Raw genomic sequence first — 13,301 nt, 5'->3', positions numbered from 1 at the left:
ACATGCTGCTCCGCGACGCAACGCAGGCCGACCTGCCGGCCATCCTCGCCATCTACAACGACGTGATCGCCACCTCCAATGCGATCTACACCGAAACACCCGTCACGCTGGAAGACCGCACCGCGTGGCTGGCCTTGCGTGCCACGCAGGGGTATCCGGTGCTGGTGGCCGACGATGACGGGCAGGTGGCAGGCGTTGCATCGTTTGGGGATTTCCGGCCCTACCCGGGCTTTCGCACCACCGTCGAGCACTCGGTGCACATTCACCGCGACTGGCGCGGCAAGGGGCTGGGCAGCCTGCTGGTCGAAGCGCTCTGCGAACGTGCCGCTGCCCTGGGCAAACACCTGATGGTGGGCGCCATCGACGGTGCCAATGCAGGCTCGATCCGCCTGCATGAAAAGCTCGGCTTCAAGGAAGTGGGCCGCATGCCCGAGGCCGCCATCAAGCATGGCCAGTGGCTCGACCTCGTGTTCATGCAGCGCTGGCTGGAAGCGCCGGGAACGGTCCGCAGCGCCTGACCGTTCTTCGATGCGTCAGGCGGGCTGCGTTGCCGCCTGTGTCCAGCGCCCGCAACCGCGTCGCACGGTCTCATGCAGGTTGCGGGTTTCACGTTGCGCCGCGCGGATCCATTCCGCATCGGCGTCGCGCGCCTCCACCACCTCCCGCACCATGTCGAGCGCGCCTTCGGACGACAGCGCCTCGGCATGCGCCGACAGCAGCTTGCTTGTTTCCAGGATGTGATCGGCGAGCGCGCCACGGTTGCCCGTGGCCGGGTCGACGTATTCGCCGGCCAGTCCAAAACGGCATGCCTGGAAGCGGTTGAAGGTGTAGACGAGGTAATCGTCTTCCACGGGCATGAACGGGCGATCGAGCAGCAGCCAGCGGCCCAGCGCCTGGATATAGGCGGCGATGGCGGCGGCGCGTTCAACGGTCAGCGGGGTGTCCATCACGCGGACTTCGATCGTGCCGAATTCAGGCTTGGGGCGGATGTCCCAATAGAAGTCTTTCATGCTTTCGATGACGCCGGTGGCGTGCATCTTATCGAAGTACGCGATGAAGGCGTCCCACGTCAGCACGAACGGCGCGCGGCCCGACATCGGGAAGGCGCTGACCGAGTTCATGCGCGCGGAAGCAAACCCCGTATCCACGCCCTGCACGAACGGCGACGACGCGGCCAGCGCAATGAAGTGCGGCACGTAGCGCGACATGGCGTGCAGCAGGTACAGCGCATCGTCCGGATTCGGGCAGCCAATATGCACGTGCTGCCCGAACACGGTGAACTGCTTGGCGAGGTAACCGTACAGATCCGAGATGTACTGATAGCGCGGCGATTGTGAAATCTGGCGCTGGCTCCACTGCTGGAACGGATGGGTGCCGCCGCCGCAGATGCCGATGTTCAGCGCCGTGGCGGCTTCAGCCATGCGGTCGCGCATCTCGCGCAACTGCCAGAGTGCCTCGTCATGGCTGTGGCAGATGCCGGTGGAGATTTCGATCATCGAATCGGTGATCTCCGGCTTGATGTCGCCGGGGTATTCCTTGCCCTTGAGCATGCGCAGCAGGTCGGGCGACGCCGAGGCAAGGTCGTAGTCATGACGATTGACGAGCTGCAATTCCAGCTCGACGCCAAACGTCAGGGCTTCGGATTTCGAGAATGGTTCGAGGGACATGGGGCTCAGTGCCTCCCTTCGTCTTGTCGCACCTCACCTGCCCAGCGCAGCGAACGCGCGGTCAGGATCGGCGCAGCAATCTGCTGGATCGCCAGCGTGCACAGGATGATGGCCGCCAGCGGACCACCGGTTTGCGGATACAAAGCCGCCGTATCGTGCATCAGCAACCATGACAGTCCGGACATGGGCCCAAGGGCCAGGCCCAGCGCGATGCTCTGCCGCATCGACAGGCCCGTGAACGAGCCCAGCGCCGTCGTGGCCGCCAGTTTGGCGATAAAGCGCGACAGCACCAACGCCACCGCCGCCACACCGCCAATCACCCAGTCCGACGCCTTGAGCGGCAAGCCGAGCGACACGATCATCACCACGATCAGGATGCTGCCCGCGCTACCGAAGTGCGACGGCCACACGCGCGGGTGATCGTCCTGATGCTTGAACACAACGCCTGCCAACAGCAGCGTGAGCGGTACCGACAGCTTGAGCAGCTTGGCCATCGCCAGTGCAAACAGCACCAGGCCGACGAGCACCAGGAATGCATAGTGATCGTCACCCGCCATGCGGTGATACAGCGCATGGCCCACCTTGCCGACCACCCAGGCCAGAAGCACGGAACCTGCCAGCAGGTAGAGCGGGTGGATCAGCGCCGCCGCCCAGTGGCCGTATTCACTGTGCAGCCAGCCGGCGGTCAGCGGCACCAGCACGCTTGCGTAGATGCTGTTGAGCGCGCCCAGCGAGAGCAATCGCTCCGTCACCTGGCCTTCGGCGCGCAGTTCGTTCTTGAGTTGCAGGAGCACCGTCGGGGACGTGGCCACCGCGATGGCGCCTGCGGCCACCGCCACCGACGCCGTCACGCCAAACAGCTGCAACACCCAGGTGACCAGGCCCCAAGTCAGCAGGCTCTCGAAGCCACTGGTGAGCAACAGCCAACGGTTGGCACGCAGCCACTCGAACGACAGCCGGTGCCCCAGCTCGAACAGCGCCAACGCCAGCGCCATCTCGATCAGGATGTGGGTCTGGTCGAGCATGTCGGTGTCGATGAGCGGGCGGCCGAGCACGCCGGCCACCAGCCCCGCCGCCGCATAGCCGACGATACGGGGCAGCTTGAGCGCCGCACGCGCAAACTCGCCACACAGCGCCGCGCCGACCAGCGCCAGGCCGATCCAGAAAAGACCGCCAGGCGCGGGCGGCCACGAAGGGAAGAGATCGTGAAGTCCTGTCATGGGCGACATGGTACCCGAAGCACCCCTTCGGGAAAGTCAGCCAAGCACTGACACGCGTTAGGCCCTTGTTACACGATATTTAATAATAGATCGATGATTTTGGATGCAGATGGCGACAACTCTATGTTCTGCGCCTCTGGCCGCCGGAAAAGAAAAACCGCCCCGGAGGGCGGTTTTCATACTGCGAATGGCTGAGAGCCGGTCGGATTACTTGCCGCCCACGCTCTCCAGCGGCGTCCACTTGCCGCCGGTGACCTTGTAGACGGTGATGCCGCCGTCCTTCAGGTCGCCCTTGTCGTCGTAGGCGTAGTGCTTGGCGGTCACGCCTTGCGTGTTGGTGGCAGCCAGGATCGGCAGGTACTTGGCCGGGTCGGACGAACCCGCAGCCACCATCGCCTTCATCAGGGCCATCGCGCCGTCGTAGGCGTACGGCGAGTACGTCTGCACCGGCGTGCCGAAACGCTTCTCATAGCGGGCCTTGTAGCCAGCGCCGCCCGGCATCTGCTCCAGCGGCAGACCGGCCAGCGATGCCACCATGCCTTCCGCCGCTTGCGGGCCGGCCAGCTTGATGAAGTCGTCGGTCTTGGACATTTCGCCCGACATGAGCGTGGACTTCATGCCCAGCTCGCGCATCTGCTTGAGCAGCGGCGCCGATTGGCCTTCGGCGCCGCCGTAGAACACGGCGTCCGGGTTCTTGCTCTTGATCTGCGTGAGGATGGCCTTGAAGTCGCTGGCCTTGTCGTTGGTGAATTCGCGACGCACGATGGTGGCGCCGGCAGCCTTGGCAGCCTTCTCGAACTCGTCGGCCAGACCCTGGCCGTAGGCCGTGCGGTCATCCACGATGGCGATGTTCTTGTAGCCCAGCTTCTTGACGGCGAACGTGCCGACCACCGAACCCTGCTGGGTATCGGAAGTCATCATGCGGAACGTCGTCTTGTAGCCTTGCTTGGTGTATTCCGGCGCGGTTGCCATGGCGATCTGCGCGATGCCGGCCTGGTTGTACACGCGCGACGCCGGGATGCTGGTACCCGAATTGAAGTGGCCGAGCATGCCCTTGATGCCGCTGTCCACCAGCTTCTGGGCGACTGCCGTACCGGTCTTCGGGTCAGCCTGGTCATCTTCCGCCATGAGCTGGAACTTGACGTCCTTGCCGGCGATCTTCGGCTTGGTGGCGTTGAACTCTTCAACGGCCAGCGTCGCGCCGTTCTTCATGTCCGTGCCGTATTGCGCTTGCGGACCCGACATCGGGGCAGCAAAGCCCAGCTTGATGACTTCCTGGGCCGATGCCGCCGTCATTGCACCACCCGCCAGCGTGCACAGTGCTGCCGCCAGACACAGTTGCTTCAATTTCATTTGTGCGTCTCCTAGTTCAAACGCAATTTGGATCAATAGCGCGACGGGATCACCGTCGCCCTCCTCCCGCTTCGCATCCCATCCGCACCCGTCGTGCGAATGGAACCGCGAATCCTGCTCGTGCTCCCCGTCAGCCGATGGTCATCAGGCTGGCGTTGCCACCCGCGGCGGCCGTATTGACCGACAGCGAACGCTCGATCAGCAGGCGCTCCAGCGCCAGCCCTTCCCCGCCGTGCGGCAGGCCTTGCACCCCCACGATCGGGCCGGCACGTCGTGCCAGTCCTTCGCAGATGGCGCGCAGATGGTCCGAATCGCCGTGATGCAGCACCGCATCAAACGCCGCTTCGTCGGTCGAGCCGACCACGCGGACGCGCGATTGTACTGCCGCCGGCAAGCCCCGAAGTACTGCTTCGATGGCAGGGTTTTCCTGCACAACGGCCACGCTGCCGACAGCCAGCACGGCCGCCAGTTGGCGCAGCCAATCCGCCGGATCGGCCGCCACGCACAGCACGGCTTCGCGCGGCAACAGCGTGTAGGTGTTGCGCTCGCCGGTCGGGCCGGGCAGCGTGGCGGTGGCGCCCGTGGCCGAGGCTGCAGCCAGGCGCTCGCACAGCGCCGCCAGTTCCGGCGATTGCTGGCGTGCCCATTCCGTCAGCGCATCGAACGGCGCCAGCAGCGCGCGGCGCGCGTCGGTATCGACCTCCGTACCGGCACCAGCGGTGAGTTGCATTGCGGTGCGCATGGCGTCCTGCGGGCAGGTCGACAGCAGACGCAGCAGATACAGCGGGCCGCCGGCCTTCGGGCCCGTACCCGACAGCCCTTCGCCGCCGAACGGCTGCACGCCCACCACGGCGCCGACGATATTGCGGTTCACATACAGGTTGCCGACGTGCGCGCGGTCGACCACGTGTGCGATGGTCTCGTCGATGCGCGTGTGGATGCCCAGCGTCAGGCCGTAGCCCGTGCCGTTGATCTGTTCGACCAGCTTGGTCAGGCCAGCGTTGTCCGCCGTACGCTTCCAGCGCACCACGTGCAGCACGGGGCCGAAGATCTCGCGCGTCAGGTCCGACAGGCTGTCGAGTTCGATCACCGTCGGCGGCACGAACGTGCCGTGCGCGCATGCGGCCGGCACCGGTGCCTGATGCACACGGCGGCCCTTGGCGCGCATCGCTTCGATGTGGCCGACGATGTTGTCGCGCGCTTCGGCGTCGATCACCGGGCCGACATCGGTGGCGAGACGATCCGGATTGCCCATCGCCAGCTCGGCCATGCCACCCTTGAGCATCGCGAGCACGCGGTCGGCGACGTCATCCTGCAGGCACAGCACGCGCAGCGCCGAACAACGCTGGCCTGCCGAATCAAACGCAGACGACAGCACATCGGCCACCACCTGCTCAGCCAGCGCCGACGAATCGACAATCATCGCGTTCTGACCGCCGGTCTCGGCAATCAGCGGAATCGGCGCGCCGTTGGCATCCAGGCGGCCGGCAAGCGTGCGCTGCAGGATGCGCGCGACTTCAGTCGAGCCGGTGAACATCACGCCCTTGGTGCGCCCGTCCTTCACCAGCGCCGCGCCGACAGTCTCACCGCGGCCCGGCAGCAGTTGCACGGCACCGGCCGGCACGCCGGCTTCGCGCAGGATGCGCACGGCTTGCGCCGCAATCAGCGGGGTCTGTTCAGCGGGCTTGGCCAGCACCGGGTTGCCCGCAGCCAGCGCGGCGCTGACCTGGCCGGTGAAGATCGCCAGCGGGAAGTTCCACGGGCTGATGCAGACCACCGGGCCCAGCGGACGGTGCGTGTCGTTGGAGAACCCACCGCGCACCTGCGCCGCGTAATAGCGCAGGAAGTCGACGGCTTCGCGCACCTCGGCGATGGCGTTGGACAGCGTCTTGCCGGCCTCGCGGATGATCAGGCCCATCAGGTGCTGCATCTCGCCTTCCATCAAGTCGGCGGCGCGATCGAGCAGCGCAGCGCGCGCTTCCGGCGGCGTGGCTTGCCAGATCGGGGCGGCGGCGGTGGCGGCCGACAGCGCGGCATCCACATCGGCTTCGGTGGCTTCCGTCACATGGCCGACGATGTCGCGCAGGTCCGCCGGATTGCGCACCGGCTGCGGCGCGCCACCCACGTACGATGCGTCGCCGATCGTCGGCTCGGCGGTCCAGACCGTGCTGGTGCCGGCAAGAAGGGCGGACGACAACGACGCCAGGCGCTGCTCGTTCGCCAGGTCGATGCCCGACGAGTTTGCGCGAACGTCACCGTAAAGGGCGCGCGGCAGCGGAATCTTCGGATGCGGCAGGCCGAGCGTCCCTTCATCGGCGTGCATCTTTTCCACCACCGCCACCGGGTCGGCGACGAGGTCGTCCAGCGGAATCGACTCGTCCGCAATGCGGTTCACGAACGAGGTGTTGGCGCCGTTTTCCAGCAGACGGCGCACCAGGTAGGCCAGCAGCGTTTCGTGCGTACCGACCGGCGCGTAGATGCGGCACGGGCGGTTCAGCTTGCCCGGCTTGTTGCCGACGACCTGCTCGTACAGCGGCTCGCCCATGCCGTGCAGGCACTGGAATTCGTATTGGCCGGGGTAATAGTTCTGGCCGGCCATGTGGTAAATGGCCGCCAGCGTGTGCGCGTTGTGCGTGGCGAACTGCGGGAAGATCGCCTCCGGCGCGGCCAGCAGCTTGCGCGCGCAGGCCAGGTACGACACGTCGGTGTAGACCTTGCGCGTGTAGACCGGGTAGCCCTCCAGGCCGTCGACCTGGGCGCGCTTGACCTCGCTGTCCCAGTACGCGCCCTTTACGAGGCGGATCATCAGGCGGTGCTTGCTGCGACGAGCCAGATCGATGATGTAGTCGAGCACGAACGGGCAGCGCTTCTGGTAGCCCTGCACCACGAAGCCGATGCCGTTCCAGCCGGCCAGCTCGGGCGCAAAGCACAGGCGCTCGAGCAGGTCGAGCGACAGTTCCAGGCGGTCGGCCTCTTCGGCGTCGATGTTGATGCCGATGTCGTATTCACGCGCCAGCATCGCCAGCGCCTTCACGCGCGGATACAGCTCGTTGATCGTGCGGTCGTACTGCGCGCGGCTGTAGCGCGGGTGCAGCGCCGACAGCTTGATCGAGATGCCCGGCCCTTCGTAGATGCCGCGCCCGCCCGAGGCCTGCCCGATCGCGCGGATGGCCTGCTCGTACGACGCGAGGTAGCGCTGCGCGTCTTCCTCCGTCATCGCGGCCTCGCCGAGCATGTCGTAGGAGTAGCGGAAGCCTTCGGCCTCGAACTTGCGCGCGTTGGCCAGCGCTTCGGAAATGGTTTCGCCGGTGACGAACTGCTCGCCCATCAGGCGCATCGCCATGTCCACACCCTTGCGGATCAGCGGTTCGCCGCTCTTGCCGATGATGCGCGTGAGCGCCTTCGACAGCCCTGCTTCGTTGTGCGTGGCCACCAGCTTGCCCGTGAGCAGCAGACCCCAGGTGGCGGCATTCACGAACAGCGACGGGCTCTGGCCGACATGCGAATACCAGTTGCCGTTGCTGATCTTGTCGCGGATGAGCGCGTCGCGCGTGGCCTTGTCCGGAATGCGCAGCAGCGCTTCGGCCAGGCACATCAGCGCCACGCCTTCCTGGCTCGACAGGGAGAATTCTTGAATGAGGCCCTGCACCAGCCCTTCACGGCCGGTGCCGACCTTTTGCGTACGCAGCTTGCCGGCCAGATCCCGCGCGAGCTGCTTGGCTTCCGAGGCGAGCGCGCCCGGCAGGCGGGCCTGCTCGAGCAGCATCGGAATGGCTTCGGTTTCAGGGCGGCGGTAGGCTGCGGTGATGGCCGCGCGCAGAACCGACTGCGGTTGCACGCTTTGCGCAAATTCGAGGAACGGTTGCACCGCGGCGTCATCGCCGTCATGCACGTCGGAGACGGCGGCGGCGGCGGACGGGAGGCCATCCGCCGCCGTGCCGTTTGCGTCATTTGGCAGCTGCCCCCGCTCCACTTGGTCCAGATACGTGAAGATCGCCTGCTTGATCAGCCAGTGCGGCGTGCGGTCAATGGACTGCGCAACGCGCTTGAGGCGTTCACGCGAAGCATCGTCCAGCTTGACCCCGAGGGTGGTTGTAGCCATGTGGGTTCCTATCCAGAGCTGCCATTGCCTAGCTTGTGGCCGGCAAATTGGGCGGATCATACGCCTGGCGATCTTGAAGGTGCAACCTAGTGAAACCCCTTGGTTCGAAATGGGTAGATGAGGGTGCAACCGCACATGGTGGGCCGAGCCTTGGGATGGCTTTACGGGTTGGGGGACGGGGGTTTTTGTTCTTGGTGCATCCCTTGTTTCATCCCCTGCCGGGACCGAAAGGGGGGCAGACCACCAGCGCTCAAATCCGCAAAGGATCAATCTCCAACTGCCACCGCACCCCCTTCACCGTCTTGCCGATCCCCGCAAACCCCTCAGTCCAGGCAGTCAAAAGCTTCTGCAAAGCCGCCCGAGAACCCGACTCCACCAGCAACTGCGCCCGCTCGCGGTTGGCCAGCCGCACCATTGTCATCGGCACCGGGTCATGCAAGAACACTGGCGCACCCAATTCAGCAGCCAAGGCTTCACCTGCCGAGCGCGCAGCACTCAAGAATTCAAGCGCCCGCGCGACTTCCTTGTGCTCGGCAGTGAGCAGCGCCTGATAGGCAAACGGCGGTAGCCCGGCCTGCTTGCGCTCCCGCAGCAATTGGCGCGCAAACCCATCGTAGTCGTGCCGAACCAGCGCCTGCAGCGCCGGAGCATCTGGATACCGCGTCTGAATCAGCACCTCGCCCGCCAACCCCGCCCGGCCCGCGCGCCCCGCCACCTGCATCAGCGATGCAAAGAGATGCTCGCCTGCGCGAAAGTCGTGCGAGAACAGCGAGGGGTCGGGCGCGACCACGCCCACCAGCGTCACGCGCTGGAAGTCATGCCCCTTGGCGACCATCTGCGTGCCGATCAGGATGTCGACGCTGCCTTCGTGCACGGTGTCGAACAGCGCTTCGGCGCTGCCCTTGCGGCGCGTGGAATCGGCGTCGATGCGGGCGACGCGGGCCTGCGGAAACAGCTCGCCGAGCGTCTCTTCGATGCGCTGGGTGCCGCGCCCGAGCGGCGCGATGTCGACGTTGCCGCAGTCTGGGCAGTGATGCGGAATGCGCGATTCGTACCCGCAGTGGTGACAGCGCAGGCGCCGCTCGGGCTTGTGCAGCACCAGGTACGCCGAGCAGCGCGGACAGCCCGACAGCCAGCCGCACGCGTCGCACGAGAGCACGGGCGCGTAGCCGCGGCGGTTGAGGAACAGCAAGCTCTGTTCGCCGCGCGCCAGACGATCGGCAATCGCATCGACAAGTGGCTTGGACAGCCCATCGCGAATCTGGCGCCCGGCGCGGCGCTCCAGATTCAGGTCGATCAGCGACACGCGCGGCAGCACTGCTTCGGCCTGCGCGCGCCGCGAGAGCGTCAGGCGCGTGGTGGGCGTCTGCTCCGCGCGCCACCAGGTCTCCAGCGACGGCGTGGCCGAGCCCAACACGACGGGGATGTTGCGCTGCTTGGCGCGCCATAGCGCCAGGTCGCGTGCGGAATAGCGCAGCCCCTCCTGCTGCTTGTACGAAGTGTCGTGTTCCTCGTCGACGAGGATGAGCGCGAGCTTGGGCAGCGACGCCAGCATCGCCAGCCGCGTGCCGAGCACGATGCGCGCCTCACCGCGATGGGCGGCCAGCCAGTTCAGCGCACGCGGCTGTTCGGCCAGACCACTGTGCAGCGCCGCCATGGGCACACTGGGAAAACGCGCCGCAATGCGCGCCTCCAGTTGTGGCGTCAGGTTGATCTCGGGCACCAGCATCAGGACCTGTGCGGCGGGCTCGCGCGCCAAGGCGTCGGCGATGGCGTGCAGGTAAACCTCGGTCTTGCCACTGCCGGTGACGCCGTACAACAGGAACGGGCTGAAGTTGCCGGCCGCCCCCGCCTGGGCAATGGCTGCCACGGCGGCGGTCTGTTCGTCGTTCAGTGCGGGCGCGATGGAAGGCAGTGGCAGTTCGAGCGGTTGCGGCAACAGCGCCTTCGGCCGCAGTTCTGCGCGCAGCCAGCCGACGGACGTCCAATCCCGCAGCTTGGCGACGGCTTGCCCGTGCAGTTCAACAGCAGCGCTGGTGGACAGCTCGCCATCGCCGGTCAGCGCTTCGGCCAATCGCATGGCGCCAGACGCACGTTTCGGAATGCTGTCCAGCAACGCTGCCCGGGCCGGTTCAAACATCACGTAGACGGTTTCGGTGGCCTGCCGGGCGAGACTGTCCCAACTGCCCGGGGTTCGCCACAGCGGCGGGAGCGCCGGTAACGTCACTTCGCCGAGCGCGCGGTGGTAGTAGCCGGCAGCAAATTCGGCCAGGGCCCGCCATTCGGCGTCGAGCGGCGGCACCCAGTCGAGCACCCGCTCGACATCGCGCAGCTTTTCTTGCGGCACATCGGTGGTCGCGGCGGTTTCGACGACTAACCCCGCCACACGCCGGTTGCCAAACGGCACCACAACCAATTGCCCCGGCAGCACGGGCTGCCCACACCGGTAATCGAACACCGCATCGAGCGGCGTATCAATCACCACGCGAGCAATGGAGGCCGACACCTTGGCATCAGAAAACGCGGCGTCGACTTGGGACGTGGTCATGCAAGGCGCAAACGGTTGAATTGCAAAGGGAATGTTGCGATGCAGCGGCGGATCCTGCACCTGGAAAATGCGTCTTGCCCATCTCACCTTGCCTTTACAGCCATTGCCGTGGCCGGTTCGATGTTCAAGTATTACTTGAGGTTTGTGGCTTGGCGCCATGATCGGCGACCGTTTTCCGGGCTATCCACATAGCCTGTGGATAACTTTGTTGAAAAGTCGCCTGCAGTCTCTGCAAAGGCCAATGGACTCACCGTTTTTCTAGCTTGCACGATTTACGCGCACGCGCCTTTCTTTCAGAAAAATCAAACACTTATGCGTTGGGTGCACACAGCCTTCCCTGTTGCGCCGCGGAAAGAACCAGCCGCGACAGCTTTGTGCATAAGTCAAGTCTTGACAGCCGGGTTACGCACCAGAAAGCACGAAATAAATCGCTTGACACCTCTTTCGGGCCAGATGGGGCCACCGGCACGCAAGTAGTCACTCACCCCTAATGCACCAAAGCGGCGAAGATTCAACTCGTGCCCCTGGCTTCACGCACGACTGCGGCACGATTCAAACGCTATCGCACCGCAGCATTGATCTCAACCGTGTGACCTCGCTTTCGTGCGCAGCGCGCGGCTGAAGCTGTGCACCTCGTCCACCAGCACCGACACCGCTTCGGGCGGTGTGAACTGCGAGATGCCGTGGCCGAGGTTGAAGATGTGGCCGTCGCTGCCGCCGCCGGCTGCGTAGTCTTCCAGCACGCGACGCACTTGGGCACGAATCGCGTCGGGTTCAGCAAACAGCACCGTCGGGTCCAGGTTGCCCTGCAGGGCAACGCGCCCTGCCGTTCGCTGGCGCGCAAGCTGCAGGTTGACGGTCCAGTCCACACCCAGCGCGTCGGCACCGGTCTCGGCCATGGCTTCGAGCCACAGGCCACCGCCCTTGGTGAAGAGGATGACCGGCACGCGCTGGCCGTCTGCCCCGGCGCGGATGCCTTCCACCACGCGCGCCATGTAGGCCAGCGAGAACTGCTGATAGATGCCATCGGCCAAGGCACCGCCCCAGGTATCAAACACCTGCACAGCTTGGGCACCGGCATCGATCTGCGCGTTGAGATAGTCGATCACGGCTTGCGCGTTGATCTCCAGGATGCGGTGCATCAGGTCCGGGCGCGCATAGAGCATCGACTTGACGGTGCGGAAGTCGTCCGAGCCGCCGCCTTCGACCATGTAACAGGCGAGCGTCCACGGGCTGCCCGAGAAGCCGATGAGCGGCACACGCTGGCGGCCGTCCTGCAGGAGCGCACGGCGGATTTCCGCCACGGCGTCGAACACGTATTGCAGAGACGACATGTCAGGCACCGACAGCGCAGCCACATCGGCTTCCGTGCGCACCGGCTTGGCAAAGCGCGGGCCCTCGCCCTGTGCAAACGACAGCCCCAGGCCCATGGCGTCGGGCACGGTCAGGATGTCGGAGAACAGGATTGCCGCGTCCAGCGCATAGCGATCCAGCGGCTGCAGCGTCACCTCGGTCGCATACGCCGGCGACTTGGCCAGGCCGAGGAAGCTGCCAGCCCGTGCGCGCGTGGCGTTGTACTCGGGCAGATAGCGGCCCGCCTGGCGCATCAGCCACAGCGGCGTGTAGTCGGTGGGCTGGCGGCGCAGGGCGCGCAGGAAGGTGTCGTTGGCGAGCGGTGCGGACATGGCGATGGACTCTTTAGGAGGGCGCCATTGTAAGGGATGGTGTTTTTATTCCGACCTGACCCAGGCCAACATGCCGAAGATCAGGGCGCAGATATCACGGCACCTTGTGTGTATCGCCGGCGCGCTGCGGCGGCAGCTTGATCGCCATCGATTTGAAATCCGTGCTGGTGGTCAGCGTTCCGTGCACCACGCCACGAGGGATCACGATCAGATCACCCGCCCGGACCTCGCGCGGCGCGTTGTCGAGCCAGACGGTGGCCGTGCCCGACATTACATACTGGATCTCGTCGGAGTACGTGTGCGTGTGCTTGGCCACGGTGCCGACCTGGACGCCCACCGTGCCATTGGCCGCCGTCACCAGCGTCTTGGTGCGCAGCGTACCCATCTCGGCGATGACTGGGCCGACCTCGTCCGGGGCCATACCGCCCATGTTGATGATCTGCGCCGAGAGCGGCGGTGCCGAGGGTGGAGCCGCTGCCGCAGCCGGTTGCGACGCTTGCGCAAACGCGCCGGCGCAGCCGGCAAAGATGGCGGCGGCAGAAACCGACCGGATCACGGTAACAGGACGATGGCGATGCATGATGGCTCCTCATGACGCGGTCGCCGCAAAGGCGCGGCGATCCGTGGCGCGTTGATTGGCTCATTCGTTTGGCGCGCTCGCGGCGATTGTCGCATCGGCACACAGAGCCATTGACCTAGGGCGATTCCCGAGAACGTGCCCCTCGT

General features: G+C 65.6%; 8 protein-coding genes. 1 reads left to right on the top strand and 7 read right to left on the bottom strand.

The window, feature by feature from the left end:
- Positions 1 to 2 precede the first annotated feature (2 nt).
- Positions 3 to 518 (top strand): GNAT family N-acetyltransferase, encoded by a 516-nt coding sequence (locus ACUXH0_RS07540; RefSeq protein ID WP_182593854.1) that lies wholly within the window; start codon positions 3 to 5, stop codon positions 516 to 518.
- 15 nt (positions 519 to 533) lie between these two features.
- Here ACUXH0_RS07540 and ACUXH0_RS07535 read toward each other — a convergent pair whose 3' ends face one another.
- From ACUXH0_RS07535 to ACUXH0_RS07505, 7 genes are all read right to left on the bottom strand, one after another.
- Positions 534 to 1,667 carry a YbdK family carboxylate-amine ligase gene (locus tag ACUXH0_RS07535; RefSeq protein WP_004628670.1) on the bottom strand — a complete coding sequence of 378 codons (1,134 nt, stop codon included), beginning with the start codon at positions 1,665 to 1,667 and terminating at the stop codon, positions 534 to 536.
- A gap of 5 nt (positions 1,668 to 1,672) precedes the next feature.
- Positions 1,673 to 2,896, bottom strand: a complete 1,224-nt coding sequence (locus tag ACUXH0_RS07530) for a cation:proton antiporter (RefSeq protein ID WP_012436716.1) — start codon at positions 2,894 to 2,896, stop codon at positions 1,673 to 1,675.
- 198 nt (positions 2,897 to 3,094) lie between these two features.
- A complete protein-coding gene (locus ACUXH0_RS07525; RefSeq protein ID WP_004628665.1) occupies positions 3,095 to 4,240 on the bottom strand; it encodes a branched-chain amino acid ABC transporter substrate-binding protein in 1,146 nt (381 codons plus the stop codon).
- A 130-nt stretch (positions 4,241 to 4,370) separates the two neighbouring features.
- On the bottom strand, positions 4,371 to 8,342 hold the full coding sequence (gene putA, locus ACUXH0_RS07520; RefSeq protein WP_012436717.1) for a trifunctional transcriptional regulator/proline dehydrogenase/L-glutamate gamma-semialdehyde dehydrogenase: 3,972 nt from the start codon (positions 8,340 to 8,342) through the stop codon (positions 4,371 to 4,373).
- A 250-nt stretch (positions 8,343 to 8,592) separates the two neighbouring features.
- On the bottom strand, positions 8,593 to 10,890 hold the full coding sequence (locus ACUXH0_RS07515) for a primosomal protein N' (RefSeq protein ID WP_012436718.1): 2,298 nt from the start codon (positions 10,888 to 10,890) through the stop codon (positions 8,593 to 8,595).
- A 581-nt stretch (positions 10,891 to 11,471) separates the two neighbouring features.
- A complete protein-coding gene (gene hemE / locus ACUXH0_RS07510) occupies positions 11,472 to 12,575 on the bottom strand; it encodes a uroporphyrinogen decarboxylase (protein ID WP_182593853.1) in 1,104 nt (367 codons plus the stop codon).
- A 94-nt stretch (positions 12,576 to 12,669) separates the two neighbouring features.
- Positions 12,670 to 13,155, bottom strand: coding sequence for a cupin domain-containing protein (locus ACUXH0_RS07505; RefSeq protein WP_012436720.1), 486 nt, complete (start codon positions 13,153 to 13,155; stop codon positions 12,670 to 12,672).
- Positions 13,156 to 13,301 lie beyond the last annotated feature (146 nt).

This window comes from Ralstonia sp. 110700041-2 (assembly GCF_056280165.1).
The sequence above is the reverse complement of the archived record's forward strand: the minus strand, read 5'-3'. Positions and strand labels throughout refer to the sequence as shown.

What these genes read in the sequence shown, in the direction of transcription:
- ACUXH0_RS07505 (WP_012436720.1), bottom strand. Translation starts at nt 13,155, where the DNA reads ATGCATCGCCATCGTCCTGTTACCGTGATCCGGTCGGTTTCTGCCGCC.
- ACUXH0_RS07525 (WP_004628665.1), bottom strand. Translation starts at nt 4,240, where the DNA reads ATGAAATTGAAGCAACTGTGTCTGGCGGCAGCACTGTGCACGCTGGCG.
- hemE (WP_182593853.1), bottom strand. Translation starts at nt 12,575, where the DNA reads ATGTCCGCACCGCTCGCCAACGACACCTTCCTGCGCGCCCTGCGCCGC.
- ACUXH0_RS07515 (WP_012436718.1), bottom strand. Translation starts at nt 10,890, where the DNA reads ATGACCACGTCCCAAGTCGACGCCGCGTTTTCTGATGCCAAGGTGTCG.
- putA (WP_012436717.1), bottom strand. Translation starts at nt 8,342, where the DNA reads ATGGCTACAACCACCCTCGGGGTCAAGCTGGACGATGCTTCGCGTGAA.
- ACUXH0_RS07535 (WP_004628670.1), bottom strand. Translation starts at nt 1,667, where the DNA reads ATGTCCCTCGAACCATTCTCGAAATCCGAAGCCCTGACGTTTGGCGTC.
- ACUXH0_RS07540 (WP_182593854.1), top strand. Translation starts at nt 3, where the DNA reads ATGCTGCTCCGCGACGCAACGCAGGCCGACCTGCCGGCCATCCTCGCC.
- ACUXH0_RS07530 (WP_012436716.1), bottom strand. Translation starts at nt 2,896, where the DNA reads ATGTCGCCCATGACAGGACTTCACGATCTCTTCCCTTCGTGGCCGCCC.